At 53.5% G+C, this 25297-nt stretch carries 26 protein-coding genes; 9 read left to right on the forward strand and 17 right to left on the reverse strand.

All coding sequences use genetic code 11. The features are described from left to right. Window positions 1-9: 9 nt before the first annotated feature. From purS to WA318_RS06735, 3 genes are all read right to left on the reverse strand, one after another. Window positions 10-249, reverse strand: coding sequence for a phosphoribosylformylglycinamidine synthase subunit PurS (purS, locus tag WA318_RS06725; RefSeq protein WP_008891731.1), 240 nt, complete (start codon window positions 247-249; stop codon window positions 10-12). 122 nt (window positions 250-371) lie between these two features. Next, window positions 372-1136: a phosphoribosylaminoimidazolesuccinocarboxamide synthase gene (purC, locus tag WA318_RS06730; protein ID WP_114099121.1), complete on the reverse strand. Its 765-nt coding sequence runs from the start codon at window positions 1134-1136 to the stop codon at window positions 372-374. 222 nt (window positions 1137-1358) lie between these two features. Beyond that, a complete protein-coding gene (locus WA318_RS06735; RefSeq protein WP_181850340.1) occupies window positions 1359-2138 on the reverse strand; it encodes an NRDE family protein in 780 nt (259 codons plus the stop codon). 153 nt (window positions 2139-2291) lie between these two features. Between WA318_RS06735 and WA318_RS06740 the strand changes: the two genes are divergently transcribed. The 3 genes from WA318_RS06740 to WA318_RS06750 all read left to right on the forward strand — a co-directional run bounded on the left by WA318_RS06740 (window position 2292) and on the right by WA318_RS06750 (window position 4280). Further along, the gene (locus WA318_RS06740) at window positions 2292-2609 is read left to right on the forward strand and encodes a DUF1476 domain-containing protein (protein ID WP_114099123.1); all 318 of its coding nucleotides are present in this window, start codon (window positions 2292-2294) and stop codon (window positions 2607-2609) included. 162 nt (window positions 2610-2771) lie between these two features. Further along, entirely contained in the window at window positions 2772-3449 is a 678-nt protein-coding gene (locus WA318_RS06745) for a response regulator transcription factor (protein WP_336080374.1), read from the forward strand. Window positions 3450-3572: 123 nt separating this feature from the next. Further along, complete coding sequence (locus WA318_RS06750) at window positions 3573-4280, forward strand: CTP synthase C-terminal region-related (seleno)protein (RefSeq protein WP_336080375.1); 708 nt, start codon at window positions 3573-3575, stop codon at window positions 4278-4280. A gap of 64 nt (window positions 4281-4344) precedes the next feature. Here the strand turns inward: WA318_RS06750 and WA318_RS06755 are convergent, their stop codons facing one another. Further along, window positions 4345-5286 carry a DMT family transporter gene (locus tag WA318_RS06755; RefSeq protein WP_336080376.1) on the reverse strand — a complete coding sequence of 314 codons (942 nt, stop codon included), beginning with the start codon at window positions 5284-5286 and terminating at the stop codon, window positions 4345-4347. A gap of 98 nt (window positions 5287-5384) precedes the next feature. On the opposite strand from WA318_RS06755, the gene WA318_RS06760 reads away from it, so the two are divergent. After that, on the forward strand, window positions 5385-6293 hold the full coding sequence (locus tag WA318_RS06760; RefSeq protein ID WP_336080377.1) for a LysR substrate-binding domain-containing protein: 909 nt from the start codon (window positions 5385-5387) through the stop codon (window positions 6291-6293). A 63-nt stretch (window positions 6294-6356) separates the two neighbouring features. On the opposite strand, the gene purB is transcribed toward WA318_RS06760, so the two are convergent. Next, window positions 6357-7667: an adenylosuccinate lyase gene (gene purB / locus WA318_RS06765; RefSeq protein WP_336080378.1), complete on the reverse strand. Its 1311-nt coding sequence runs from the start codon at window positions 7665-7667 to the stop codon at window positions 6357-6359. Window positions 7668-7957: 290 nt separating this feature from the next. On the opposite strand from purB, the gene WA318_RS06770 reads away from it, so the two are divergent. Further along, entirely contained in the window at window positions 7958-9712 is a 1755-nt protein-coding gene (locus WA318_RS06770; protein WP_336080379.1) for a GAF and HD-GYP domain-containing protein, read from the forward strand. 86 nt (window positions 9713-9798) lie between these two features. On the opposite strand, the gene WA318_RS06775 is transcribed toward WA318_RS06770, so the two are convergent. From WA318_RS06775 to WA318_RS06795, 5 genes are all read right to left on the reverse strand, one after another. Next, the gene (locus tag WA318_RS06775) at window positions 9799-10815 is read right to left on the reverse strand and encodes an ABC transporter ATP-binding protein (RefSeq protein ID WP_336080380.1); all 1017 of its coding nucleotides are present in this window, start codon (window positions 10813-10815) and stop codon (window positions 9799-9801) included. Next, window positions 10812-11786 carry an ABC transporter ATP-binding protein gene (locus tag WA318_RS06780; protein ID WP_336080381.1) on the reverse strand — a complete coding sequence of 325 codons (975 nt, stop codon included), beginning with the start codon at window positions 11784-11786 and terminating at the stop codon, window positions 10812-10814. Before WA318_RS06780 ends, WA318_RS06775 begins: the two co-directional genes overlap by 4 nt. Window positions 11787-11804: 18 nt before the next feature. Then, window positions 11805-12713, reverse strand: coding sequence for an ABC transporter permease subunit (locus tag WA318_RS06785; RefSeq protein WP_336080382.1), 909 nt, complete (start codon window positions 12711-12713; stop codon window positions 11805-11807). Then, the gene (oppB, locus tag WA318_RS06790; RefSeq protein WP_114099131.1) at window positions 12713-13636 is read right to left on the reverse strand and encodes an oligopeptide ABC transporter permease OppB; all 924 of its coding nucleotides are present in this window, start codon (window positions 13634-13636) and stop codon (window positions 12713-12715) included. The genes WA318_RS06785 and oppB overlap by 1 nt, the downstream gene beginning before the upstream one ends. 78 nt (window positions 13637-13714) lie before the next feature. Then, a complete protein-coding gene (locus WA318_RS06795; protein ID WP_336080383.1) occupies window positions 13715-15349 on the reverse strand; it encodes a peptide ABC transporter substrate-binding protein in 1635 nt (544 codons plus the stop codon). A gap of 610 nt (window positions 15350-15959) precedes the next feature. Between WA318_RS06795 and WA318_RS06800 the strand changes: the two genes are divergently transcribed. Next, window positions 15960-17171 carry an AraC family transcriptional regulator gene (locus WA318_RS06800; protein WP_336080384.1) on the forward strand — a complete coding sequence of 404 codons (1212 nt, stop codon included), beginning with the start codon at window positions 15960-15962 and terminating at the stop codon, window positions 17169-17171. Between the two features lie 126 nt (window positions 17172-17297). Beyond that, window positions 17298-18152 carry a MipA/OmpV family protein gene (locus WA318_RS06805; protein ID WP_258548755.1) on the forward strand — a complete coding sequence of 285 codons (855 nt, stop codon included), beginning with the start codon at window positions 17298-17300 and terminating at the stop codon, window positions 18150-18152. Between the two features lie 77 nt (window positions 18153-18229). Here WA318_RS06805 and WA318_RS06810 read toward each other — a convergent pair whose 3' ends face one another. The 4 genes from WA318_RS06810 to sfsA form a co-directional block, all read right to left on the reverse strand. Beyond that, complete coding sequence (locus WA318_RS06810; RefSeq protein ID WP_336080385.1) at window positions 18230-18658, reverse strand: VOC family protein; 429 nt, start codon at window positions 18656-18658, stop codon at window positions 18230-18232. A 36-nt stretch (window positions 18659-18694) separates the two neighbouring features. Beyond that, a complete protein-coding gene (radC, locus tag WA318_RS06815) occupies window positions 18695-19555 on the reverse strand; it encodes a RadC family protein (protein WP_336080386.1) in 861 nt (286 codons plus the stop codon). Between the two features lie 26 nt (window positions 19556-19581). After that, on the reverse strand, window positions 19582-20388 hold the full coding sequence (gene map / locus WA318_RS06820) for a type I methionyl aminopeptidase (protein ID WP_114099138.1): 807 nt from the start codon (window positions 20386-20388) through the stop codon (window positions 19582-19584). 115 nt (window positions 20389-20503) lie between these two features. After that, complete coding sequence (gene sfsA, locus WA318_RS06825) at window positions 20504-21217, reverse strand: DNA/RNA nuclease SfsA (RefSeq protein ID WP_336080387.1); 714 nt, start codon at window positions 21215-21217, stop codon at window positions 20504-20506. Between the two features lie 127 nt (window positions 21218-21344). Here sfsA and WA318_RS06830 point away from each other — a divergent pair, with 127 nt between their 5' ends. Beyond that, the gene (locus WA318_RS06830) at window positions 21345-21563 is read left to right on the forward strand and encodes a DUF6500 family protein (protein WP_114099204.1); all 219 of its coding nucleotides are present in this window, start codon (window positions 21345-21347) and stop codon (window positions 21561-21563) included. 15 nt (window positions 21564-21578) lie between these two features. Here the strand turns inward: WA318_RS06830 and WA318_RS06835 are convergent, their stop codons facing one another. From WA318_RS06835 to WA318_RS06845, 3 genes are all read right to left on the reverse strand, one after another. Next, complete coding sequence (locus WA318_RS06835) at window positions 21579-22478, reverse strand: methyltransferase domain-containing protein (protein ID WP_114099140.1); 900 nt, start codon at window positions 22476-22478, stop codon at window positions 21579-21581. 88 nt (window positions 22479-22566) lie between these two features. After that, a complete protein-coding gene (locus tag WA318_RS06840) occupies window positions 22567-23532 on the reverse strand; it encodes a pyridoxamine 5'-phosphate oxidase family protein (RefSeq protein WP_336080388.1) in 966 nt (321 codons plus the stop codon). A gap of 45 nt (window positions 23533-23577) precedes the next feature. Continuing rightward, a complete protein-coding gene (locus WA318_RS06845) occupies window positions 23578-24195 on the reverse strand; it encodes a glutathione S-transferase family protein (RefSeq protein WP_336080389.1) in 618 nt (205 codons plus the stop codon). 132 nt (window positions 24196-24327) lie between these two features. Between WA318_RS06845 and WA318_RS06850 the strand changes: the two genes are divergently transcribed. Continuing rightward, window positions 24328-25239, forward strand: coding sequence for a LysR family transcriptional regulator (locus WA318_RS06850; protein ID WP_336080390.1), 912 nt, complete (start codon window positions 24328-24330; stop codon window positions 25237-25239). Window positions 25240-25297 lie beyond the last annotated feature (58 nt).

Here is a 25297-nt window from a genome sequence, read left to right on the forward strand (position 1 = left end):
CCCGTGCCGTTAGGCCAGCTCGATGCTGTAATCTTCGATCACGGTATTGGCGAGAAGCTTCTCGCACATTTCCTTGACCTCGGCTTCGGCCTTGGCGGCATCGGTGCCATCCAGTTCGAGTTCGATGAATTTTCCCTGACGGACGTCATTGACGCCATCAAAACCCAGGCCCTGAAGGGCGTGGTGAACGGCTTTGCCCTGGGGGTCAAGAACGCCGTTCTTCAGGGTGACATGAACACGTGCTTTCACGAGAAGCTCCTTTAAGTTCGCAGGCGCGGGGCTCGCGCGACTCTGTTTGCAAACAAAACGCTGTCCGGAAATTTGTTCCGGCCAGCCATAAGAAAAGGCCGCGCGAGCGCGGCCTTGGGGTGTTATTTGGTCGCGTCTTTGTTCAGCGACTCTATTTCGGCGGACTCAGGGAGCACACCAAGACGGCGCGCGACTTCCTGATAGGCCTCTTCGACGCCGCCGAGATCGCGACGGAAGCGGTCCTTGTCCATCTTTTCGTTGGTAACGGCGTCCCACAGACGGCAATTGTCCGGGCTGAATTCATCGGCCAGAACCAGCTGTGCAAAATCGCCTTCCCAAACACGACCGAATTCAAGTTTGAAATCGACCAGTTTGATACCGATGCCGCGCATCAGGCCGCACAGATAGTCATTGACGCGCAAGGTCATGCCAACGATTTCCTCAAGCTCATCCGGGCTTGCCCAGCCAAGTGCGAGGATATGTTCGTCAGAAACCAGCGGGTCACCAAGATCGTCGTCCTTGTAGTAGAACTCGACGATCGGACGCGGAAGACGTTCGCCTTCTTCAAGGCCAAGACGCTTTGCCATGGAACCGGCAACGATGTTACGAACCACAACTTCGATCGGAACAATTTCGCATTTCTTGCAAAGCTGTTCGCGCATGTTAAGGCGGCGAATGAAGTGGGTCGGGATTCCGATTTCTGCCAGACGGGTCATGACGAATTCGGTGATCATGTTGTTCAGGACGCCCTTGCCGGCAATCGTGCCGCGCTTCTGAGCGTTAAACGCAGTGGCGTCATCCTTGAAATACTGAATGATCGTACCGGGCTCAGTACCTTCGTAAAGAACCTTGGCTTTACCCTCATAAATGGGCTGCTTTCTGGACATTGGCGGGATCTTTCACATCTAGGCCCGCACGGCAACTGCGCAGGCACCCTGAAATTCGCGCCCCCCGTATAGCAGTGCTTGGCGAGAAACTCAATTGTCGCTTAAGCTCTATTTACGCAAACTTGATAATCAAATTTTGCAACCGTCGCGCCATCTGACAAGGGACTGCGTATTCTGCACTGCAACCAGTTGGCAAAGCAACGTTTTGTCGCTTTGGCCGTCTCAAAGTGCGACGGGCAGAAACGGAACACTGTCAGGTTGTCCGTCGGCAAATAACCAGACTGGACGACGGGGCAATTCATGCTCGCTGGTGGGAATCGCCGGTAATCCGATCAGCGACGAACTGACGGTCTCAAATCCCATATTGCTGCGCACCAGCATTGCGTCCGCACGCATGTCGTAATGATCGGGGTCGGGGGCCTCAATGCCGGTATCAGCCAAAAGCGCCTGCCAGGCAAACCAGTCATCGGCTTCCGGGTTGGGCGAGGGGGCCGCCCGGAACCGTGGAAGGTTACGTCTGGTGCGCGCGCTGTTTGCCGTGTCATTCAGGTCATGGGCCGTCAGGATCGAAAGGCCTTCGGGGATCTCGGTAATCTCGATCTTGCCCGTCCCGCGATTGGCCAGCCAATAGGCATCCCGGTTATCGGCAATCACCATGTTGAACGGACGATAGGCCGTCCCATCGAGTGCGGCCAGTGACTGGGCCGCATCAATCGCATCTGCATGATCAAGGGCTTCAAGGGGCAATTCGCCACGTGATCGTTTGTCTTTGGCCGGACCGAGGGTGCCAAAGCGATTGAGGACTGCGGCAACAACACCATCCTCGTTGACGCCAAGCCAGGTGCCCCCGGCTGTTTCATCAAGTCCGGCAATCACATCCGGGCGGTCATCCCAGTGGCGTGCCGGGGCCTTCCAGGGGCGATTGTTCATTTCGTCTCGATTGGCGCCAATGATCACCGGCCAGTCATGGTCGGGGCGGCGTAAAATTATGACTGTGCACATGAGCCAGATCAAAGCGTGATGACAGATCATTTGTCAAATTCAAAAGTATGGGGCAAAGGGGTGAAAACGGGCTCCTTTGTTCTCAAATATATAGTCAGAATGCGACGTCCAGTCTTTGTCCTGAGGCCGGAAAATCTTCAAGGAGGGAACAGTATGAACAGCTTTAATGATCGTGAACGTGGTTTCGAAGCGAAGTACAGCTTTGATTTGGAACAGGATTTTCGCGTTGAAACGCATCTTTATAAAATGCTGATCGTTTGGGCTGGTGAACAGATGGGAATGTCACCCGATGAATGTCAGGCCTATGCTGTCAAAACAGTGGGCGAAGTGGTTGCAAACCCGCGCGACAACAGTGTTGTGGTATCCCTTCTGGCAGATTTCGGACGCAAGAATATCGACATGACGGCGTCCGAGCTCAATTCAAAACTTGAAGAGCTACGTCCGGTTGCGCGAGCAGAAGTTCTGAGCTGAAAGCCATGATGCAGGCCTTTGCCAAAAACTTCTAGTTTGCAAACATCTAGGCGGTTTCGTATCCTGCTTGCTGATGCAAAAGATGAGTGAGCGCAACCTTTTGGTGTGAGATCTTTCACCAAGGGTGAAGGGTGCTAATCAGGTAGAAGAAGGGCAAAGGCTTTGCGTATCCTTTTGGCGGACGATCACGATCTGGTTCGTGAGGCAATATCACTTCTGTTCCAGCAATATTTCGAGGATTGCGAGGTTGCAGAGGCCGGTGCGTTGGACCCGGCTTTGGACCTGATCGCTGAAAACAATTCGTTTGATCTTGTCCTGCTTGATCTGCGGATGCCCGGCATGAATGGCCTTGAGGGTCTTAAACGCGCGCTTGAAAAAGTTGCGTCATCGACCTTTGTCGTTCTTCTGTCGGGGGCTTATCGCAGCGAAGATGTGCGCAATGCCATCGAGGCAGGCGCACATGGCTTTATCCCCAAAACCCTGCGTGGTCAGGCGCTGGCGAATGCCGTGCAGCTTGTCCTGGCCGGGGAAAAATATCTGCCGTCATCCATCCTCAATGATCTGAGTGACGGTATGGTTGGCGGTGGTGATGGCGAAGGCCGTCTTGCCGGCGGCTTTGGCAATGAGGGGGATTTTGCCCGTCTGACACCGCGCGAACGTGAAGTTCTCGCCTTGTTGTCAGAAGGGCGTCCGAACAAGGACATCGCCCGTCATCTCGACCTGCGCGAGATCACGGTGAAATACCATCTGAAAAACATCTATCGCAAACTGAACGTTTCCAACCGCGCACAGGCCGTGAAAATGGCACTGGAAGATATGGCGCGTACCGGAAGTTTGTAGTAAGTTCGTCAAAGGCAGCTCTGTTTGCGGCGCAAATCCCGGCTCGTGATTTCACGGGCCGTTTTTTGTTGCCGCATCTGAATTGCTTTCCCTCGTAATGTCACCTGAAACGAGGAATAAAACATGACGATCCGATTTGCACTGGTTGGCGATTTTAATCCCGACGTAACCGCCCATCAGGCCATTCCCAAGGCCCTTGAAATTGCAGGTAACCAGATCGGTCTGCCCGCAGGATTTGACTGGGTATCGACAACCGCACTTGATGGCATTGAACCAGATCAGGTTCTTGGCGGTTATGACGGTGTATGGTGCGTACCTGCCAGCCCCTATCAAAGTCTTGAAGGGGCGCTTTCGGCCATTTCCCATGCCCGGACGCATAATGTGCCGTTTCTTGGAACATGTGGCGGGTATCAGCATGCGGTGCTGGAATATGCCCGAAATGTGCTGGGGCTGGGCAATGCGGCAAATGCCGAAATTGACCCGGATGCGGAACTTCCGCTGATCGCCCCGCTGGTTTGTGCGCTGATTGATCAGGATGGCGGGATTGAACTTGTCAAAGACAGTCTGATCCGTTCCCATTATGGCCTCGACCAGATACAGGAAACCTATCGATGCAGTTACGGATTTAATCGCGACTATGTCGGATTGTTTGACGGGCATCCGCTGTGTGTGTCTGCCTGGGATCAGGATGGCGATCCGCGCGCGGTGGAGCTTCGCGATCATCCGTTTTTTATCGGAACAGCGTTCCAGCCCGAACGATCCGCCTTGCGCGGCGAGAACCATCCGCTGATTACGGCTTTCGTTCGTGCCGCTGCACAGAACAGGTCATAACCACCAAACGCAGATAAAAAGCGCCCCCGGAATACGGGGGCGCAGCCTTGAGAACAGGGAGCTCTCAGGCATGTTCGGGCCGGTTGTGGACCCGCACATCTTGTAAAGTCGCAGGGGAGGTTGCAGGGGGTGTTCTGCCCGACTGCATGATGATCACGCCAACCAGAATAACCGATGTTGCGAACAAATCGGTCAGTGTGACCGTCTCTCCAAGGATCAGTGTGCCGGTGGCAAGTCCGATGACAGGGGGAATATAGGTCGAACTGGCAGCTTTGACCGCGCCCAGCTTTTCAACCACATAATAATAGCAAACATAGGCAATCCCGGTGCCAAACAGGCCAAGGCCGATAAACAAACCAGCCGTTGCCAGCGGATTGACAAAGATGGCATCAATCCCGTCAAAGTCACCCACTACCAGCATGGTCGCAGATGCAAAGCCAAGCTGATAAGTGCATAGTGCAATCGGGGAAATACCAAGCGGGCTTATGAACTTTCGGGCATAGACAAAAGACAGCCCGACACAGGCCGAACCGAGCGCGATATAAACAACACCCGCAAGATCAATGCCGCCGCCAACACCTTCCCAGGGGCGGGCAATCGTTACAATACCGGTAAAACCCAACAACAGACCGCCAACCGAACGCAGATTGATCGGTTCACCCTTGAGAAACAGCAAGGCGGCAATGAAGGTGAAAAACGGAATGGCTCCGGCCAGAATGCTTGCGATACTTGATGGTAATATCGCGATGCCTTTGGCGAAGGCGTAATAGTAAACCGATGCAGCCAGTAACGACATGACCACGAAGTGATGTATATGGCGCAGATGGCTCCATTTCAGCTTGCCGTGTAGCAAGGCAATCAGGAACAGCGGAAGAAAGCCCATACTCACCCGGATCATAACGATCTGAGTCGGGGTGATATAGTGGCTGGCCGTTTTGTTAAACAGATAGGTCAGCCCCCAGACAAGGGCGAGAAATCCGAAAACGATATAGCCATTCTTCTTCATGCCGAAAAATCCGAATTGCGATCTTTCACGACATTTACTGGTTTTGAGTGTATTATACAAATCATGCTATTTTCATCATGATATAGAAAAACTGCATTATGACGTCTTATCCACCCTTGAAATCATTGCCTGCTTTCGAGGCCGCCTTGCGTCTGAACAGCTTTGCTTTGGCGGCAAGTGAACTTAATGTCACGCCCGGTGCCGTCGGGCAGCAAATACGCAAGCTTGAGGAATGGCTGGGGGTTGAGCTGTTCATCCGATCTGTCCGGCAAGTGACGCCGACGCAGGATGGTCTGGCCTATGCCGCGCGTATTGCGCCGGCCTTGCAGCAGATATCGGACGCCAGTGCCCATTTACGCCGCCGTCAGGATCATTCCGTTCATTTCGCCATGCCGCCCAGTTTTGCGGCCAAATGGTTTTCACCCCGCATGGCGCGGTTTCTGATCAAGCATCCGACGACAGCCCTTCATGTAGGCTCGACCGAGGAAAAGCCAAACTTTGATCAGGACGGGCTTGATATTGCCGTGCGCTATTTTGACGGCAATGACGACAGTCTTGAGGCTGTGTTGCTGTATCGCGGGCAGGCGGCAGTTTATTGCGCGCCATCTTACCGCGATGAACTGGGGCTGGAAACACCGACTGATCTGGCTCGTGCTACCCTGATCAATGATACCAAGCATCACTGGTGGGCCGACTGGCTGGCGACGTTCGCCGATATGCCGCCGGAACAAAGCCGACAGATCAAGCATATCGATATTGATCAAACCGCTATGGTGATCGAAGCCGCTATTCATCATCAGGGGGTGGTGATTGCCAACCCGCTTCTGACCGAGGGAGATGTGATGGAAGGAAAACTAATCCATCTGTTTCCTGATCAGGTCATGACGGTGCCCCTTGGCTATTATCTGGTGCACCCCAAAAAGCGCGAATTGCGCAGTCATGTTCGGCTGTTTAGGGACTGGTTGCTTGATGAAGCCCGCGATCTTGTGACCAGTCAGAAACTTTGATTGTTGCAACAAAAAAAGCCCCGGCCAGAAGACCGGGGCTTTGATTTTTGAACCGGGTTGCCGTTAGTCGGCAAACACGCGGGCAAAGATCGTGTCGACATGCTTGGTGTGGTAACCAAGGTCAAACAGGGCTTCGAGCTTGTCCATCGGAATGCGTGCGGTGACGTCTTCGTCGGTTTTCAGAAGCGACAGAAGATCGCCTTCGCGGTTCCAGACCTTCATCGCGTTGCGCTGAACGATACGGTACGAATCTTCGCGCGAAACACCATGTTGGGTCAGGGTCAGCAGCACGCGCTGCGAGAAGACCAGACCACCCATCTGGTTGAGGATTTCGTCCATGCGTTCCGGATAGATGACCAGGTTTTCAACAACGTTGGTCAGGCGCATCAGGGCGAAATCAAGCGTTACGGTCGCATCCGGGCCGATGTTACGTTCAACCGAGCTGTGCGAAATATCGCGCTCATGCCAAAGGGCAACGTTTTCCATTGCCGGAATGGCCATCGAACGTACCAGACGGGCAAGACCGGTCAGGTTTTCGGTCAGAACCGGGTTCCGCTTGTGTGGCATCGCCGAGGAGCCTTTCTGCCCCTTGGAGAAGAATTCCTCAACTTCGCGAACTTCGGTGCGCTGCAGGTGACGAATTTCGGTTGCCAGATGTTCGATCGAGGATGCGATAACCCCAAGGGCTGCGAAATAGGCCGCATGACGGTCGCGCGGGATGACCTGGGTCGAAACCGGTTCCGGTTTCAGGCCAAGCTTGGCGGCGACATGTTCTTCAACGCTCGGATCGATATTGGCGAATGTGCCAACCGCACCCGAAATGGCGCAGGTCGCGATTTCTTCGCGCGCCACAACCAGACGATCACGGTTACGTTTGAATTCAGCATAGAAGGTTGCAAGCTTCAGGCCAAAGGTCACCGGTTCTGCGTGGATGCCGTGCGAACGACCCATGCAGGGGACGTCTTTGGTTTCATAGGCGCGCTTTTTAAGCGCGGCCAGAAGCTTGTCCATATCTTCAAGCAGGATGTCGGTTGCCTGAACGAGCTGCACGTTAAAGCAGGTATCAAGTACGTCCGAGCTGGTCATGCCCTGATGAACAAAGCGTGCTTCTTCACCGACCTGTTCGGCCAATTCGGTCAGAAACGCGATGACGTCATGTTTGACTTCGGCTTCGACGGCGTCGATGCGATCAATACGATCCTGGGTATAGGGCTTGTCGCCTTTTTCCCAGACGAGCTTGGCGGACTCAGTCGGGATAACACCCAGTTCAGCCAGTTTGTCAGCAGCGTGTGCTTCGATTTCGAACCAGATACGGAATTTGTTCGCCGGTTCCCAGATGGAGGTCATCTGCGGACGGGAATAACGGGGGATCATGCGGTCGCCTCCGGGCATAATGGTTGGGCGCCGGGGGATGATGCGAATGATCGGAATGCGTGATCAATTGCACGATCATAGGGCCGGCACGCTTTCACCGGGTCGGATAGTCCATTCCGGGCCAATTGGCAACCCTGCAGACGGTATGGCAGGGATGTCAGGGCTAATTTATCGGCAAAAACTTGTGATCTGTTAGAAATATAGCAACTTAGGTAATATATGCAGTGTTATTCGATACCGCGTCAGCACGCGTAAGCTGACAATCTGATTGTTGAGTGGGCGGAAAATTCATGGCGCGTGAAGCCAACGGGGCGAAGGGTCACCATAAAGAAGTGACCGACCGCCACAAGACAGACGAGAGCCATCTGGCAAAGCTTGTGGATCTGGGGATTGCACTTTCTGCCGAACAGGGGCGTGAAGAGCTTAACCAGAAAATTCTCATGGCTGCGCGTGACTTCACCAATGCCGATGGTGGATCGCTTTATCTTGTCAATCGCGAAGAAAGCGAACTGCATTTCCGCATTCTGATGAATGATACGCTCAACACCTTTTTCGTCAGTGGCCGCGAAGCCGAAAAACCCTTTCCGCCATTGCCGCTTTATGACAGTGAAGGCCGTCCGAACTATCGCAATATTGCGACCTATGTCGCGCTCAGCGGCAAATCGATCAATATCGAAGATGCCTATTACGCCAAGGGGTTTGATTTTTCAGGGACGCGCGCCTTTGACGCCAAAACCGGATATCGATCAAAATCCTTTCTTACCGTGCCGCTGAAAAATACGCGCGGGACGGTGATCGGTGTTCTGCAATTGATCAATGCCCGGGATCATTCGGGCAATGTCATTCCCTTTGACAAGGCAATCGAGCCGATCATCAATGCGCTGGCAAGTCAGGCGGCAGTGGCAATTGAAAACAGCCGCCTGCTGGTTGCGCAGCGTGACCTGATGGAAAGTTTCGTGCGTGTTCTTGGTCATGCGATCGACGCCAAGTCGCCCCATACCGCAGACCATTGTTCGCGCGTGCCCGTGATCGCCCGCATGCTGGCACAGGCAGCCGTTGACGACAAACTGGGACCCTTTTCGAACTTCTATCTCACCGATATGGAATGGTACGAGCTTGATCTGGCAGCATGGCTTCATGATTGCGGCAAGATCGTTACTCCTGATCATGTGATCGAAAAGGCGACCAAGCTTGAAACCATCCATAACCGCATCCATGAAATCCGCACCCGGTTTGAAGTTCTCAGGCGTGATGCCGAAATTGACATGCTTAAACGCAAACTCGCGGGCGAGGACGCGGAGGTCTGCGAAGCCGATTTCAATGCCAGGGTGGCAGAACTTGAAGCCCGGTTCGCGCTGGTGGCCGATGCCAATATCGGGGATGCCGAGATTGATACAGATGCAATCTATGCCCTGCATGATATTGCCGAGCTGACATGGACCCGCCATTTCGACCGGACACTGGGATTGTCCTGGGCTGAAAACGAACGGCTTAGTGATGCCGATCTGGCATCATTGCGCGAACCGGGTGTTGAAAATGTTCTGATGGACCGCGAAGATCATATCTATCAGGGCTTTAACCGTGGCGAGCTTTATAATCTTTCGGTTCCGCATGGCACCCTGACATCCGAGGAACGGCAGGTGATTAATGATCATGTCGTGATCACCCAGGATATGCTTGCACAATTGCCCTATCCGCGCGAACTGCAACGCATTCCGGAAATTGCCGGCAACCATCATGAAAAAATGGACGGGTCGGGCTATCCGCGCGGCCTGACCGGGGATGACATGGGAATCCTCGAAAAGGTGATGGTCATTGCCGATATTTTCGAGGCCCTGACCGCCGTTGACCGACCCTATAAACGTCCCAAGCTTCTGTCCGAATGTATCGCAATCCTTTCCGATATGCGCGACAAGGGGCAGATTGATAACGATCTGTTCGAACTGTTTCTGATCAGTGGCACCTATGTCGAATATGGCCTGAAATATCTGCGTCCCGAACAGTGCGATGAAGTCGATATCGAACAATTCATCATCTCTAACTGAACCAGTTCGCAAGTTTATACGCAAAAAAAGGACCGTCACAGGGACGGTCCGGCAAGTTCAGGGTGCAATGTTATGGTGGCTTTTATCTAAAGGCTGTCATGAAAATGACAGGCGACTTCCTGGGTGTCGGACACCCGGTCAAGTTTCGGCATCTCGGATGCACATTTGTCTTTCGCAAAAGGACAGCGGGTCCGAAAAACGCAACCCGATGGCGGCGATAGCGGACTTGGCAGATCACCGGTCAGGACAATGCGTTCCTTGTTGCGTTCGATCTCGGGGTCCGGGATCGGAACCGCTGAAATCAGCGCCTTGGTATAGGGGTGTCTTGGATTGGCATAAATGTTGTCGCGATCAGCCAACTCCATGACATTGCCCAGATACAGCACCATGATGCGGTGGCAGATATGGCGCACAATCGACAAATCATGGCTGATGAAAATCAGCGACAGGTCAAATTCCCTCTGCAATTCCTGCAACAGATTGACGATTTGCGCCTGAATGGAAACATCAAGGGCCGATACCGGTTCGTCACAGACAATCAGTTTCGGTTCAAGGATCATAGCGCGTGCAATACCGATGCGCTGACATTGCCCGCCGGAAAACTCGTGCGGATAGCGGTTGATCATCTGGGGCAAAAGCCCAACGCGCGCCATCATGCGTTTGACCCGTGCCTTGATTTCTTCCTTGCCGAGTTCCGGTTTGTGCGTGACCAGCGGTTCGGCAATAATTTCGCCAATGGTCATGCGGGGATTAAGGCTGGCAAGCGGGTCCTGGAAGATGATCTGAAGATCACGGCGTAATGGCTGCATCTCCCGGTGGGGCGAGCCGACAATGTTTTTGCCAAGCCAGGCAACCTGTCCGCCAGAAGGTGCAATCAGTTGCAGGATCGCCCGGCCAAGGGTTGACTTGCCACAACCTGATTCACCGACAACGCCAAGTGTCTCGCCCGGATAAAGATCAAAATTCACCCCGTCGACAGCTTTAAGCTGCCGGTCCGGTGCAAACAGACCCTTGCCGGGAATGGCGAAATGAACCTTCAGGTCACGCACCGAAAGGATCGGACTGGTATCCTGTGTTCCGGATTTTGGTGTCATTACGGTCATTGTCCGTCCTCCCGGAAACAGGCACTTGCTCGGTCCTGATCAAATGCCTTCAGCGGCGGACGTTCCTTGCTGCAACGTTCCATCACATAGCCACAGCGTTCCTGATAGGCGCACCCGGTCGGAAGGTTCTGCAAGTTGGGCGGTTGCCCCGGAATGGCAAACAGGTTTTCTTCATTGGCATGATCGATGCGCGGCATCGATTTCAAAAGCCCCTCGGTATAGGGATGATGACTGTCGTAATAGATGTCGCGCACCGACCCGGTTTCGACGACGCGCCCGCCATACATCACCATCACCCGGTCACACAATCCGGCTACCACGCCCAGATCATGGGTGATCATGACGGTGGCGGTGTTGAAGTCCTTTTGAAGATCACGGAGCAGGTCAAGAATTTGCGCCTGAACAGTAACATCAAGGGCGGTGGTCGGTTCATCGGCAATCAGAACTTCCGGATCACATAACAGCGCCATGGCAATCATGACCCGCTGACGCATGCCGCCAGAAAATTCATGTGGGTACATGTGAACGCGCTGGGCCGCGCCGGGAATACCGACACGATCAAGCATGGCAATGGCTCGTTTGAGTGCCTCGGCCTCGGACATGCCGCGGTGTTCGACCAGAACCTCGGTCATCTGTCTTGAGATTTTCAGATACGGGTTCAGTGATGTCATCGGATCCTGAAAGATCATCGACATAGAAACGCCGCGAATTTTATTCAGCTCGCGCGCGGGCAAATTCAGGATTTCCGTATCCTTGTAGCGCACCGATCCGCTTGACGATCCGTTCTTGGCCAGAAGCCCCATCAGGGACAGGAAAATCTGCGTTTTGCCGGAACCGGATTCTCCGACCACGCCCAGTGTTTCGCCCGGATCAATATGGAAATTGACATTGTTCACCGCCTCGACCTCGCCATCGGGTGTCTGGAAGCGGGTTGTCAGGTTCTCGACAGTCAGAATGTGATTGGTTGTCATGATATTGTCCTTGCTGCCTTACCTGTCCTTCGGATCAAGCGCGTCGCGCAGACCGTCACCGATGAAGTTGAAACAGAACAGGGTGAGTGCCAGGAACACAGCCGGGTAAATCAGCATCCATGTGGATGCCTCGATCACCTTGGCCCCTTCGGAAATCAGAACGCCCCAACTGGTCAGTGGCTCCTGAACGCCCAGTCCAAGGAAGGACAGGAAGCTTTCAGTCAGGATGACCTGCGGGATGGTCAGCGTCATATAGACAATGACCGGACCAAGCACGTTGGGGATGATATGGCGGAAAATAATCTTGAAGTTCGACACACCGGTTGCGTGGGCTGCCTCGATAAATTCACGTCTGCGCAGTGAAAGGGTCTGGCCGCGTACAATACGCGCCATGGTCAGCCATTCAACTGCACCAAGTGCAACAAAGATCAGAAAGATATTTCGGCCAAATACCACCATCAACATGATCACAAAGAACATGAAGGGGAGGGAATAAAGCACATCGACAAAGCGCATCATGATGTTGTCGATTTTGCCGCCAAAGAAACCGGCGACCGCCCCATAGGTCACGCCGATGACCAGCGAGACCGATGTTGCAAGTAAACCGACCGCAAGCGATACGCGCGCGCCATAAAGAACACGGATAAACAGGTCGCGGCCATTGCCGTCCGTTCCAAAGATATGGCCGTTTTCCCAGTTCGGGCCTTCCTGAATATAGCCCCAGTCGATCTGGTCATAGGCATAGGGGCTCAAAAGCGGTGCAAAAACAGCCAGAAGCGTGATGATGCCCAGAATGATCATCGATCCGACGGCTGCCTTGTTTCGAAACAGGCGAATGCGGGCATCGCGCCACAGGCTGCGGCCCTCGATTTCCACAGGCGCGCCCGCAGCTTCCAGCATTGCTGTCTTTTCAGATTTATTCATCATCAGTTTGACTTCAATTTTGGATCAAGAAGGCCGTAAACCATATCGACCAGGAAATTCAGCATGATGATCATCACCGCATAGACGATGACCACACCCATGACGAGCGGGTAGTCGCGGTTCAATGCTGCCTTGATGAAATAGGTGCCAATGCCGGGGACACCAAAGATGCTCTCGATCACGACCGAACCGGTCATGACAGCTGCTGTAGCCGGTCCAAGATAGGAAACAACAGGCAAAAGCGCGCCCTTGATGGCATGTCGGTTGACCACAAGCTTTTCACGCAATCCCTTGGCGCGTGCAGTGCGGATATAGTTGGAATGCAGAACCTCGACCATTGATCCGCGTGTAAGACGTGCGATATAGGCGATCTGCGGCAGGGCAAGGGCAATGATCGGCAGGATCTTGTACTGGATTTCACCATCCCCCCATCCGGCCGTCGGCAGGATCGAAAGATACAATCCGAACACCAGCGACAAAAGCGGTGCCATAACAAAGTTCGGAATGGCGATGCCGATCATGGCAATGCCCATGACGGCGAAATCAACTGCGCTATTTTGTCGAAGGGCGGCATAGGTGCCAAATCCGACTCCGAAAACAAGCGCAATGGCGATTGCCGTCAGGCCAAGCTGCATGGATGCGGGCGCACCGGCCATGATCAGTTCTGCAACCGAAAAGTCGCGTATCTTGATTGACGGGCCAAAGTCACCCTGAAACAGTTTACCAATATAGATGGCGTATTGTTCGATCAGCGGCTTATCAAGATCATAGGCCGCCTTGATGTTTTTTTCGATTTCCGGCGGAAGTGCGCGTTCCTGGTCGAACGGTCCACCTGGTGCAATGCGCATCATGAAAAAGGCCACCGTGATCACGATGAACAAGGTCGGTATCGCGATCAACAGGCGCCGAATGGCATAAGATAACATAATTCTCTCTCATCCCCGGGGTGGTCACAGGCTGCGGGTGGGAGGAAAACCGCGCAGCCTGCGACACGACGTCAGGGTTTACTCAGCAATGTCAAGCCAGCGGGTCAGGTGACGATCCGGGGCATTATCGATCCAGCCCTTGATCTTCGGAGAGACGAGCTGTTTCGAGACATAGTAGTAAATGGGGATGTAGGGCTGGGCTTCCATCATGATGGCTTCTGCCTGATGCATTAGATCAGCGCGTTTTTTCAGGTCGCCCTCGTTTTCGGCAGCCAGCATCAACTCGTTGTAACGCGGGTTGTCAAAGGAAGCATAGTTCAGCGGACCGGTGCGCTCTTCACCAAGGAAAAGGAAGTTCTGCGCATCGTTATAGTCAGCAATCCAGCCTGCGCGGGCAACTTCGAAGTCACCTACTTTCAGGTCGGCATAGTGGATTTTGCCTTCGGAGTTGAACAATTCTGCCTCAACGCCGATCTGTTTCCACATGTTCTGTGCCGCAATCGCGATACGTTTATGGTTTTCCGAGGTATTGTAACGCAGCGTGAATTTCAGGGGATTGTCCGGACCATAACCGGCCTCTGCCATCAGTTTTTTGGCATCAGCAAGCTTTTCTGCATAAGGCAGGTCTTTCCACGAAACGTAAGCCGGTTCGGTGTAGTTGCCGGTTCCCGGCGGAACAAAGGAATAGGCCGGAAGTTCGCCGGTCTTAAGGACAGCATCGGTGATGGCTTCACGGTTCAGCGCAAGTGACAGTGCCTTGCGAACGCGGACATCCTTGAATTTGTCCTTATCGGTGCGGATGGCATAGTAATAGATGCCGGCATATGGTGCGATGCGCAGGCTGTCAGCCAGATTGTCGCGCAGCCATGAAATCTGTTCGGATGCGATGTCACGCGCAACATCAAGTTCACTGGCGCGGAAACGGTTCTGCATCGCGGTGCGATCCTCGTAGGTGTAGTAGATCACCTCGTCGATCGGAACATTTGCGGCATCATAGAATTCTTCGTTCTTGACCAGTTTGGTGTGAACGTTCGGCAGCCATTCGACCAGTTTGTAAGCGCCGTTAACCACGATGTTTTCCGGCTTTACCCAGTCCTTGCCGTATTTTTCAACGACATGACGGGGAATGGCAAATGCGGTCTGGTGGGTCAGCTGTGCAAGGAAATAGGGGGCGGGTGCTGTCAGTTTGACTTCAAGGGTATGATCGTCAATCGCACGTGCACCAATTTTTGCGCCTTCCTTGCCGGTGTTAACGGCCTCGGCACCTTCGATGATGTAAAGAAGTGATGCGTATTCTGCACCAAGTTCCGGATCAAGCAGGCGTTCCCAGCCCGCGATGAAATCCAGTGCTGTAACCGGTGTTCCGTCCGACCAGTTATGGTTGCGGATTTTGAACGTATAGGTCTTGCCGTCTTCGGAAACCGTCCAGCTTTCTGCCGCACCTGGCACCGGCTGTCCATCCGGGCCATAGGTCAGAAGGCCAAGCGACATATCATCGGAGATACGGCTGGTCTGAACTGTGGAAATGAAATGCGGATCCATGGATTGCGGTTCGCCGTCATTGCCGATGCGCAGGATTTTCTCTGCTTGCGCATGGGTGCTCGACAGCATGGTCATGGAACCGGCGATCAGCGCCGTCCCAAATACGAGTGCTCGTGAGGATTTCAGCAATCCGTTCACGAGACCTTTTGCAGTCATCGCGTTTTCTGACATGTGTGATGTCTCCCTCAACAATTATGATTTGTTGCGAACGTACTCCCTGAAAGTACGTACGCAAAAATACTGAGGCTGCCATGCGTCAACTGCAAGTCGGATTTCACGTAACTGACGCAATTGGTTGATGTTTGCGCAATTTTGATGGTTTTTGAGGTTTATTTTGCGCGATATCAAAAAAATGGTTTATTTCCTGCGGTCTTCGATAGACTGTGCGGGACGGGGGCGGTTTCTCTTTAACTGATGCGGGCCTTCTTTATTTACACGCGGGGATTGCATTTTTTCCTGTGAAGTGCTTCACATTCAAGGGCTTGCGAGGTGTTTGATCGCTGTCGAATCGGTCTGATGGACGGTTACCCGGATGATCAAAAGTAACGAAGTTGGTCAGAAATATCTCAGTGCAGCACAGTCTTGCATGGTCGGTATCAGATCGTTTTGACTGTCCTGACTGTATTTTTTGCACGCATTGTGGCCGCAAAGTTTGTAAGAACCTTTGTCGCAGAGTGACTGACATTAAACTATTCCCGAAGAATGCCTGCTTCAGAGGGCCCTTGCGTTCCTTCCGACCTGGCACTTCTCATCAACAGAAATCCGCTACACAGGCACAAGAATGATTGAAACAGTCGATATTCTTTTTCTGATCGTTTCGGTTCTTGGCGCATCTCAGGCGATTTTCCTGATTATCCTGCTGATGGATGAAGGAAAGCGGGCATTTGCTGCGAATAGGTGGTTGATGGTCTTCGGGTTTTCCGTTGGCATGAGTTTCCTGGATGATACATTTGACCCGCTGATCAGCCCGCTTTTGAACCTGTATCTTGTGCCGGCATTTGCACCGTTCTTTTTTGCCTTCATCCCGTCTATCTATTTGTATTTTCGTGAAATTTCCAGTGATCCGGTATCACGGCCATGCCTGCATTTTCTTGTGCTGGTTCCGGTCACCGCGATGATTGGACTTATGGTCTATCTAAAAAGTGCGCGCATGATCTCCGGTCTGGAAGATGTGCGTGATGTCGGCTTGCAGATTTCTTTCTCGGCGGAAGGTCTGGGCGATCTGATCCTGCTGGCGACAGTGATCCTGTTTTGCGTGCTATTTGTTGTTTATATGACGGGGATCTGGCGGTGTGCCCGGCGCTATTTACAGCAGGCCGACCGGCAACTGCAAACCGATAGCCGACGGATGCGCCGCTGGGTTATCGAATTTCTTGTCGGGATGACAGTGTTGTTTACGGTCTTTACCCTGACCAATCTGTTAGACCTGTTTCTTTTTCACGCTGTATGGCTGTCTCTTGGTGTCAAGGTGGGCTTTGTACTTGTGTTCTTCCGAATGTGTCAGGTGATTGCGCAGAATCCTGCGCTCTTTGTGCAACCGGAAACGGACGAAGGTGTTTCTGCTGATGTACCCGTGCGTCGTGGTCGCCAGGGGACCGAGGACCAGCAAGCATCGATGTCGCGTGATACTGTTGACGACCCGAATATCGCACGTATTCGTACCCGCCTTGAGAAGCTTGTCGCGAATCACGAAATGATGCTTGATCCACTTCTGACCATGCCGAAATTGGCCGCGGCAGTCGGGGTAACCCCCAATCAGCTTTCCTTTGTCTTGAACCAGCATCTCGGCAAAAGCTTCTTTGATTTCATCAATGAAGTCCGAATTGATGCGGCCTCACACCTGTTGATCGAAGAGCCGAACCGTACCATCCTCGATATTGCGACCGAGGTTGGATTCAATTCGAAATCGACCTTCAATCAGGCTTTCAAGAAAATCACCGGCAGGACACCAAGCGCCTATCGCGCCGAAAACTCAAATAAATCAGATGATTGAATGGTACGAATGATCATTCGTACCATGGTCGCCGTTCTGTCCGGTTCGATGTTATAGAGCCGGACGCCAGGTAATTCGTATTCAGGCAGGTTATGTGCACCTTTTCATTTCATGGTGTTTAAATAGATGTCTGAAAATTACGTTCTGCATCGTGCCGGGAACAGTATGCTGTTTGCGGGCGTGACGTTATGCCTGACCGCACTCCTGATTTTGTTTATGTCTCCTGCGCAGGCTCAGCAGGCTAAAAAAGAAACTCTCCGTGATCAGGTCAATCCGAAAACCGGCGATGCTCTTGATCCGTGGTTTGGTGGAAACTGGCAGGTCGGTGCATTTGGTGGCGTATCAAACAATCCGTATCGCGGGACCGATGATGTTGAATTGGGGCTGTTGCCGATTGTCGCATATGATTCTGAACGTATGCATATCGGTGTGGACGGGATCGACATCAAATTCTTTAAAAACGACGTCTTTAGCGCATCGGTGATCGGGGCGCTGCGGATGGAACCGTTTGATAATGGCGATGGCAATTATCTGCGCGGGATGGAAGAACGGGACATGGCGTTTGAGGCCGGTATTGGTTTTTCGGCCGATATCTGGCGCGGTTCATTGATTACCAACTATCTCACAGATGTGAACGATGCCCATGATGGTCATCAGGTCGATATGTCTTATGTTGTGCCTGAACAATGGGGGGACGTAGGTTTCAGCTGGGGCGGAGGTGTCACCTGGCAAAGTGACAAACTTGTTGATTACATGGTTGGTGTCCGCCGCAAGGAAGTCCGCAGCGACCGGGCTTATTATGCGCCCGATGCTGCTTTCATCCCGCATATCGACTTTACGGTTACCTATCCGCTGACAGAACAAATCATGCTGATTGGAACGCATGGTTTCCAGTATCTGCCAGACCAGTACACCGATAGCCCGATCATTGATGAAGACTATGTTTTCAGTGCCGGTATCGGTCTTGTCTACAGCTTCTAGGGACTAACAAGGTCTCTTTCATCTAACCCCACACTTTCCGATGTGCCATAGTTGCATCGGCGTGGGCTTGTCTCACCCTATTCATCGACGGGCCCACGTATCTTTTCGGTTTCCTGACGGGTTGCCAGTTCAAGCAGATCCCACTTGTTACCGTACAGGTCTTCAAACACTGCGACCGTGCCATATGGTTCATATCGTGGTTGTTCCAGAAATATCACGCCAGCGGCTGTCATGCGGGCATGGTCGCGCGCAAAATCATCGGTGTTCAGGAAAAAGCCAACCCGCCCTCCGGTTTGATTGCCAACGGCCTTGGTTTGATCCTCATTGCTTGCCTGAGCAAGCAAAATGCGGGTTTCAATCGCCCCTTTTGGGGCAATAACGACCCAGCGTTTGCCGCCGCCCGTGTCGCTGTCTTCAATCAGATCAAATCCGACTTTGTCCGTGTAAAAAGCGATGGCTTCGTCATAGTCGCGCACGACCAGCGTGAACAAACCGATATGGGGCATGGTGTTTTCCGGCAAATGATGAAATGGAGGGGCGGGTTATATCAATCCAAGCGTCTTGAACGAATTATATCCTGCATGACTGATGATGATGTGATCATGCACCGTGATTTCCATCGCCTTTGCGGCATCTACAATCTTGCGGGTCATGTCGATATCGCCCTTGGATGGCGTGGCATCGCCACTTGGATGGTTATGCACCAGAATCAGGGCCGAGGCATGAAGTTCAAGGGCGCGTTTGATGACTTCGCGCGGATAAACCGGCGTATGGTCGACGGTGCCGCGTTGATGGCATTCATCGGCGATCAACCGGTTCTTGCGATCAAGAAACAGCAAATGCAGTTCTTCGGTCTTAAGATGCCCGATCCGAACCCGGCAATAATCAATCAGCTGTTCCCAACTGGCGATTACCGGTAATTCCATTGCCCGTTCGCGCGATAAATGGCGTGCGCTGGCCTCGGCGATCTTGATCGCAGCTATCCCTGCTTCACCAAGCCCTTTGGCGCTTTGCAGGTCTTCGGGGCGGGCGGCCAGAACGTTGGCAAAGCTTCCGAATTGCGCAATCAGTGATTTCGCCAGCGGTTTGACGTCACCGCGCGGCATCGCCATGGACAGCATCAATTCCAGAAGTTCGTAATCGGCCAATGCATCCGATCCACCCTTGATAAAGCGTTCGCGCAGGCGTTGACGATGGCCGTGATAGTGGGGTTTTGCCGTCTTGGACGACGTTGATGGGGCATCGCCACCCTTTGGCGCGCTTCGGATGTCTGCGATGGGCGATGTGCCCGATGCCAGATGGTCGCGGGCCAGATCAAAAAAGACCCGCGTGCCGTCATCAATTTCAGATGGAGTGGGGTTGTTCGGGGCGGAAGCAGGTTTGCGATCTTCGGTTTCGCTCAATTCTGCTTCCCCCGTTTGGCCCTTGTTTATTCTGCCGCGGCGGGCAGGTTGTAGGGCGGCTTGTCCAGACCGGCGGGCGAGCGGGTAAAGATTTCAAACCCGTCATCCGTCACGCCGAGCGAATGTTCAAACTGTGCAGACAGTTTGCGGTCTCGCGTTACGGCTGTCCAGCCATCGGGCAAAATTTTACACGCATAGGTTCCCTGATTGATCATCGGTTCAATCGTAAAAATCATGCCCGGTTCAAGAACCAGACCTTCGCCCGGCTTGCCGTAATGCAGGATATTCGGGGCATCATGGAACACCTGACCAAGACCGTGACCACAGAAATCACGCACGACCGAAAAACGCTCGCTCTCGGCATAGGACTGGATGGCATGACCAATATCGCCAAGGGTCGCGCCCGGCTTGACCGCATTAATCCCGCGCCAAAGCGACTCATAGGTCACATCGACAAGGCGCTGCGCCATCACTTTGGGGGTGCCTGCAATATACATGCGCGAAGTATCGCCGTACCAGCCATCAAGAATGACCGTGACATCGATATTCATGATGTCGCCATTGGCCAGTTTCTTGTCACCGGGAATACCGTGACAGACCACATGGTTGATCGACGTACAGATGGATTTCGGAAATCCGCGATAGCCAAGGCAGGCTGAAATCGCATTGTGATCACGAATATATTCATCACACAGGCGATCAAGTTCACCCGTGGTCACACCCGGCACCACATGCGGGGTAATCATATCAAGCACTTCCGCTGCCAGCCGTCCGGCGGCGCGCATGCCTTCAAATGCTTCGGGGCCGTGAAGTTTGACTGTTCCGTTCGCCACCCGAAATCTCCTTAATCTCAGCGAGGTATATCTGTGTTTTATAGCCCAATGACATAAAGCCAGACGCCGGGATTGGCAAGGATTGGCTGATATGCGGGGATTTGGGACCTGAATTCTAAAGACCGGTGATCGGCAAGGCCGACCGCACGGTCACCGCACTGGTATCAATCGAACAGTCATAGGCAATTGCCTCGACGCCGCGGGCACGTGCGGCCTTGAACCGTTCGCCATAATGCGGGTCGATATCGGTCGAAAGCGTAAAGCGGTCACAATCGGTACGCTGGATCAGGTAAAACATCACCGCCCGATGCCCCTCGCCAACCATATCTGCCATTTCATCAAGATGTTTGGCCCCGCGTGCGGTGACGGCATCAGGGAATTCGGCAAGGCCGGGTACATCTTCATCGCGTTTCAGATGCACGTTTTTGACCTCGACATAGCAAAGCCCGCGCTCGGGATCAGAAAGCAGAATATCGATCCGCGAATTCTTGCCATATTTGACTTCGCGTTTCAGGTTTTCATAACCCACCAGTTCCGGCACCTTGCCCGCAACGATTGCTTCTTCGACGATGGCATTGGGATGGGCGGTATTGATCCCGATCCATGCATCACCAATCTGGCAAAGCTCCCAACTGTATTTGAGTTTGCGTTTGGGGTTGTCCGATTTCGACAGCCAGACATCAATGCCCGGTTCCTTAAGCCCGATCATCCCGCCCGGATTGGCGCAATGGGCTGTGATCATCTCGCCATTATCAAGTTCGATATCCGCCAGAAAACGCTTGTAACGCTTGATCAGTCTGCCATGGATCAGGGGCTGGGGAAGTTGCATGTCGAGCCTTTCGGAATTCTGTCCTGACAGAAACTGTCATGTGATGATCGCGATCAGGGTGCCAATTTTGCGACAAACCGGTCATATATCAACCCCTTACACCCAATCGGTTTTTATCGGAGCCATCATGCGTCAAAGCCTGCGCGACAAAATCATTGCCGTTTGTGATCGCAAAATCACGCAAAAGGGACCGGATGTCGGCCTGTCATTCTATGCGTTCTTTGCCAATCGCAATGATGATCCGGGGCTTTTGATGGAGGCCGCAACCTGGTGGATCGCAACCCATCAGCTTGATCATTTCGAAAAGGCGACCAAAATCCGCGAGATGGTACTGGCGGGCAAATAGCCCGCCAAACAGGCCCTATTGTTTTTTGGCGTCATCGCCAAGGAAATCAACCAGACTGACCTGACCCGATCCACGGCGGAGCGGTTTGGGCTGGCTTTCGTCAGGGGCCCAGGCAGTCAGATAGATCACCTGAAACTTGGCATGGATGCGGCCATCAGCGCGCGCATGGCGTTCGTGATAGATCGCCGCTGCGCGGGCAAGGGTGCTGCGTTTGGTGAATTTCTTTGATCGCTTGGCAATCAGGTTGCTTTCACCCATCCCCGACAGATCGCGCATCAGTTTAAGCGCATCGGGATAATCAATGGTGATGTCATCGGCATCGACGACGGGCAGGGCAAAACCACTGCGCTGAAGCAACGCACCGGCATCTTTCACATCGACAAACGGTGAAACACGCGGTGATACGCCACCTTCTTCCTCGGCCTCGGCGGTCATCAAGGCTTCGCGCAGATCACGCAAAGTATCGCCGCCCAGCATGCAGGCCAAAAGCAGCCCGTCGGGTTTAAGCGCGCGGCGGGCCTGCAGTAGCATACCCGGAAGGTCGTTGACCCAGTGAAGCGACAGGTTGGACAGGATCAGATCAAGCGAACCCTCGGCAAAGGGCAGGAATTCCTCGTCTGCGACAAGGGTGGCTTTGCCGTTGCTGGCGTGCGCACTTTGGGCGTAACGAGCCGAGATATCGGACTGGTAAAAGGTTTCGATACCGCCGCGCTTGCCAATGATTCGGCCAAGTTCACCACTGTGACATCCAAGGTCAACAGCCAGCGGGAATTTGCGGGTGGTATCGTCAAGCCGGTCGGCAAGCCGTTCGGCGGTTTCGGCAAACAGGAAGTTGTAATCCTGTGCCTTTGTTGCTGCGCGATCACGGCGCAGTTTCAGAATCTGTCGATCAAAGACAGTGATCGGATCGGCCATCGGGCGGGATGCTCCGGCAAAAGTCGTTATAGATGTTACGACCTAGATAGAGCGTCTTGTACTGCGGTGCAATCAACCATCAAGCCAATCAGCCATTCGCAGGCCTCATGCGCAACGGAAATACTGCCGGGCGGTATATCCATTCGGTTGGCCTGAAGGATACAAGACGTTCGGCGCGATCAAAGTTTGCAACCATCGCACCGCCCATGATGATTTCAGCCGTGCCGGTGATTTGCAGCATGTCGCCATTGCTGAAATCAACAAATACCAGCCCCGCACGCGGATTGATCAAAAGATTGCCCAGCGTGTTGAAAAACCGGTTTCCCGCATAGTCGGGAATGATCAGGGGCCCGTCATCCTCGATATGGACAAAGCCCGCTTCTCCGCCGCGATGGGAGACATCGATGTCTCGTTTCTGATCTTCGTGTTCGATAAAGGATGCGATGAAAAATGTGTCACTGCGCGCAATCAGTGCTCGGGCGGCATCGGACAGGGCATCTGTTCCGCGTTCAATAGTGGAACCTTTGGCAACAGCGGTCTCTGCAGGTTCGAGATCACGCGGCGTGATATATTTCGGGCAATTGCCAAAGCTGTGCCCGACGGCAATCTCAAACGATGTCTCATTTGTGCGACTGATTGTCCCATTCAGACGATTGCGTCGGCGTGTATGAAGCTCGATCCCCAGTATTCCGATGGCATCGCCGTCTTCCATCCCGGCATCGGCCGGGTCATCCCCATCGCGGGGCAATGATACCGTCAGATGATAGATGTCGGTCGCAAATAAAAATCCCGGCCTGTTGGCACGAAGGGTCGCCCAGGGTTTGCCATTCCTATCGACACTGCCCAGCACGACAAAGGGCAGTTGCGGGTAAAACAGCCGGTGTTGTTCGATCAGATGATCGCGCAACACCTTGCGCCCGACTTCATCCATGCGCGCATCGACACCCAGAACTTGCTGAAGACGGATTTCTCCAGCATGCCACGGTGAGGGGGCATCCGTTGGCATTGGCGGTTGGGGAGAATGGCCGTTCCGTGTGTCGATGCGATCAGGCATGGGGCGTCTTTCAGGCTGATGGTGCGAGGAAGGTCGGAAAGTTACCTATGCCGATGCCAGCATCTCGGCCGGGGCATGCATGAAGGGCACAAAACCCGGCAATTCTTCAATGCGGGAAAGCCAGTCACGTACCTTGCCATAGGGCGCAAGATCCACATTGCCCTCGGGCGCGCGGGCCACATAGCTATAAAGCGATATATCGGCGATGGTTGGATGATCGGCAGCAAGCCAGTCCTGTGTTTTCAGATGGGCTTCCATCAGACCAAGAATGGCATGGGCGCGGTTAATGACTTCGTCAGCGTTAAACGGTGCACCAAACAGGGTCACAAGGCGGGCAGCCGCCGGGCCAAAGGCAATCTGGCCCGCTGCAACCGAGAGCCAGCGCTGAACCTTTGCCGCACCTGCCGGGTCTTCAGGCAGCCAGTCGGTCGCCCCCTGTTTTTTGGCAAGATAGACCAGAATGGCGTTTGAATCGGAAATGACCGTGTCGCCATCCTGCAAGACCGGGACCTGCCCAAACGGGTTGATCGCCAGAAATTCCGGTTTCTTATGTGCGCCCTTGGACAAGTCCAGTTCGATCAGTTCATGATCCAGTCCCAAAAGACCGAGCATCAGGCGCGCACGATGGGCGTGACCGGAAATGGGATGATGATAAAGCTTCATGGCAGGTTTCCCTGTATTTGCTGCGTGATTGATGCTGCATCATCGATGTTTCATAAAAATTATGGAATAAACGTATTTTGCAATTTATTGTTCCGTTTATTGAAATAGTGAAATGCTGTCCCGGGGATGCCGATGGATCGTTTTAACGCCATGAAAGTCTTTGTCCGCGTGGCCGAGGAACAGGGCTTTTCTGCTGCTGCCCGTGCCCTTAATATGAGCCCGGCTGCCGTCACCCGAACCATTGCCCAGCTTGAAGAAATCATCGGGGCACGGCTTCTGACCCGAACGACCCGTACGGTCACCATGACCGAGGCGGGGACGCGGTATCTGGCCGATTGCAAACGGCTGCTTGCCGATCTGCACGAAGTCGAAGCCGCCGCAGGTGGTGCCTATGCCAAGCCAAGCGGCGTTTTGCGCATAACGGCCCCGGTGCAGTTCGGCCAGATGCATGTCGCGCCAATTGTCGGTCGCTATCTTGATCAATATCCCGATATGCGCGCCCAGCTTTTGCTGTTTGACCGCATCGTCAATATCGTCGAGGAGGGTATTGATCTTGCCGTGCGCATCGGGCATCTCGCGGATTCATCACTGAGTGCCGTGCGGCTGGGGCAGGTGCGGCAAGTCGTCTGTGGTGCGCCGGAATATTTCGAACGCACCGGCATTCCTCAAACGCCAGCCGATCTGGCATCGCACCGGATCGTGGCATCAACCGGCTCATCCGCGCGCCTTGACTGGCATTTCAAATCACCGACCAATGGACGCAATATCCATCTGTCGCCAGATGCAAAATGGCAAACCAACTCCATCGAAGCCGCCCGCAAGGCCGCAATGGACGGGTGGGGCATTGTGCGCCTGTTGTCCTATCAGGCGGCGCCATTCATTGCTGAAGGCAAGCTAATTACGGTGCTTGATGATTACGGACCCGATCCGGTGCCGGTCCATCTGGTCCATCCCGAAGGCCGTCATGCCCCGGCAAAGGTTCGAAGCTTTATTGATCTTGCCACCGAAACCCTGCGATCCAATCCGGTTTTGAATTCCGATTAATTCAATCATTGATTGTGATATCGTATCCCCGTTGCTGATGTGATCGGGGGCGTGGGTA

The organism is Thalassospira sp. CH_XMU1448-2 (genome assembly GCF_037027285.1).
Classification (GTDB): Bacteria; Pseudomonadota; Alphaproteobacteria; order Rhodospirillales; family Thalassospiraceae; genus Thalassospira; species Thalassospira profundimaris_C.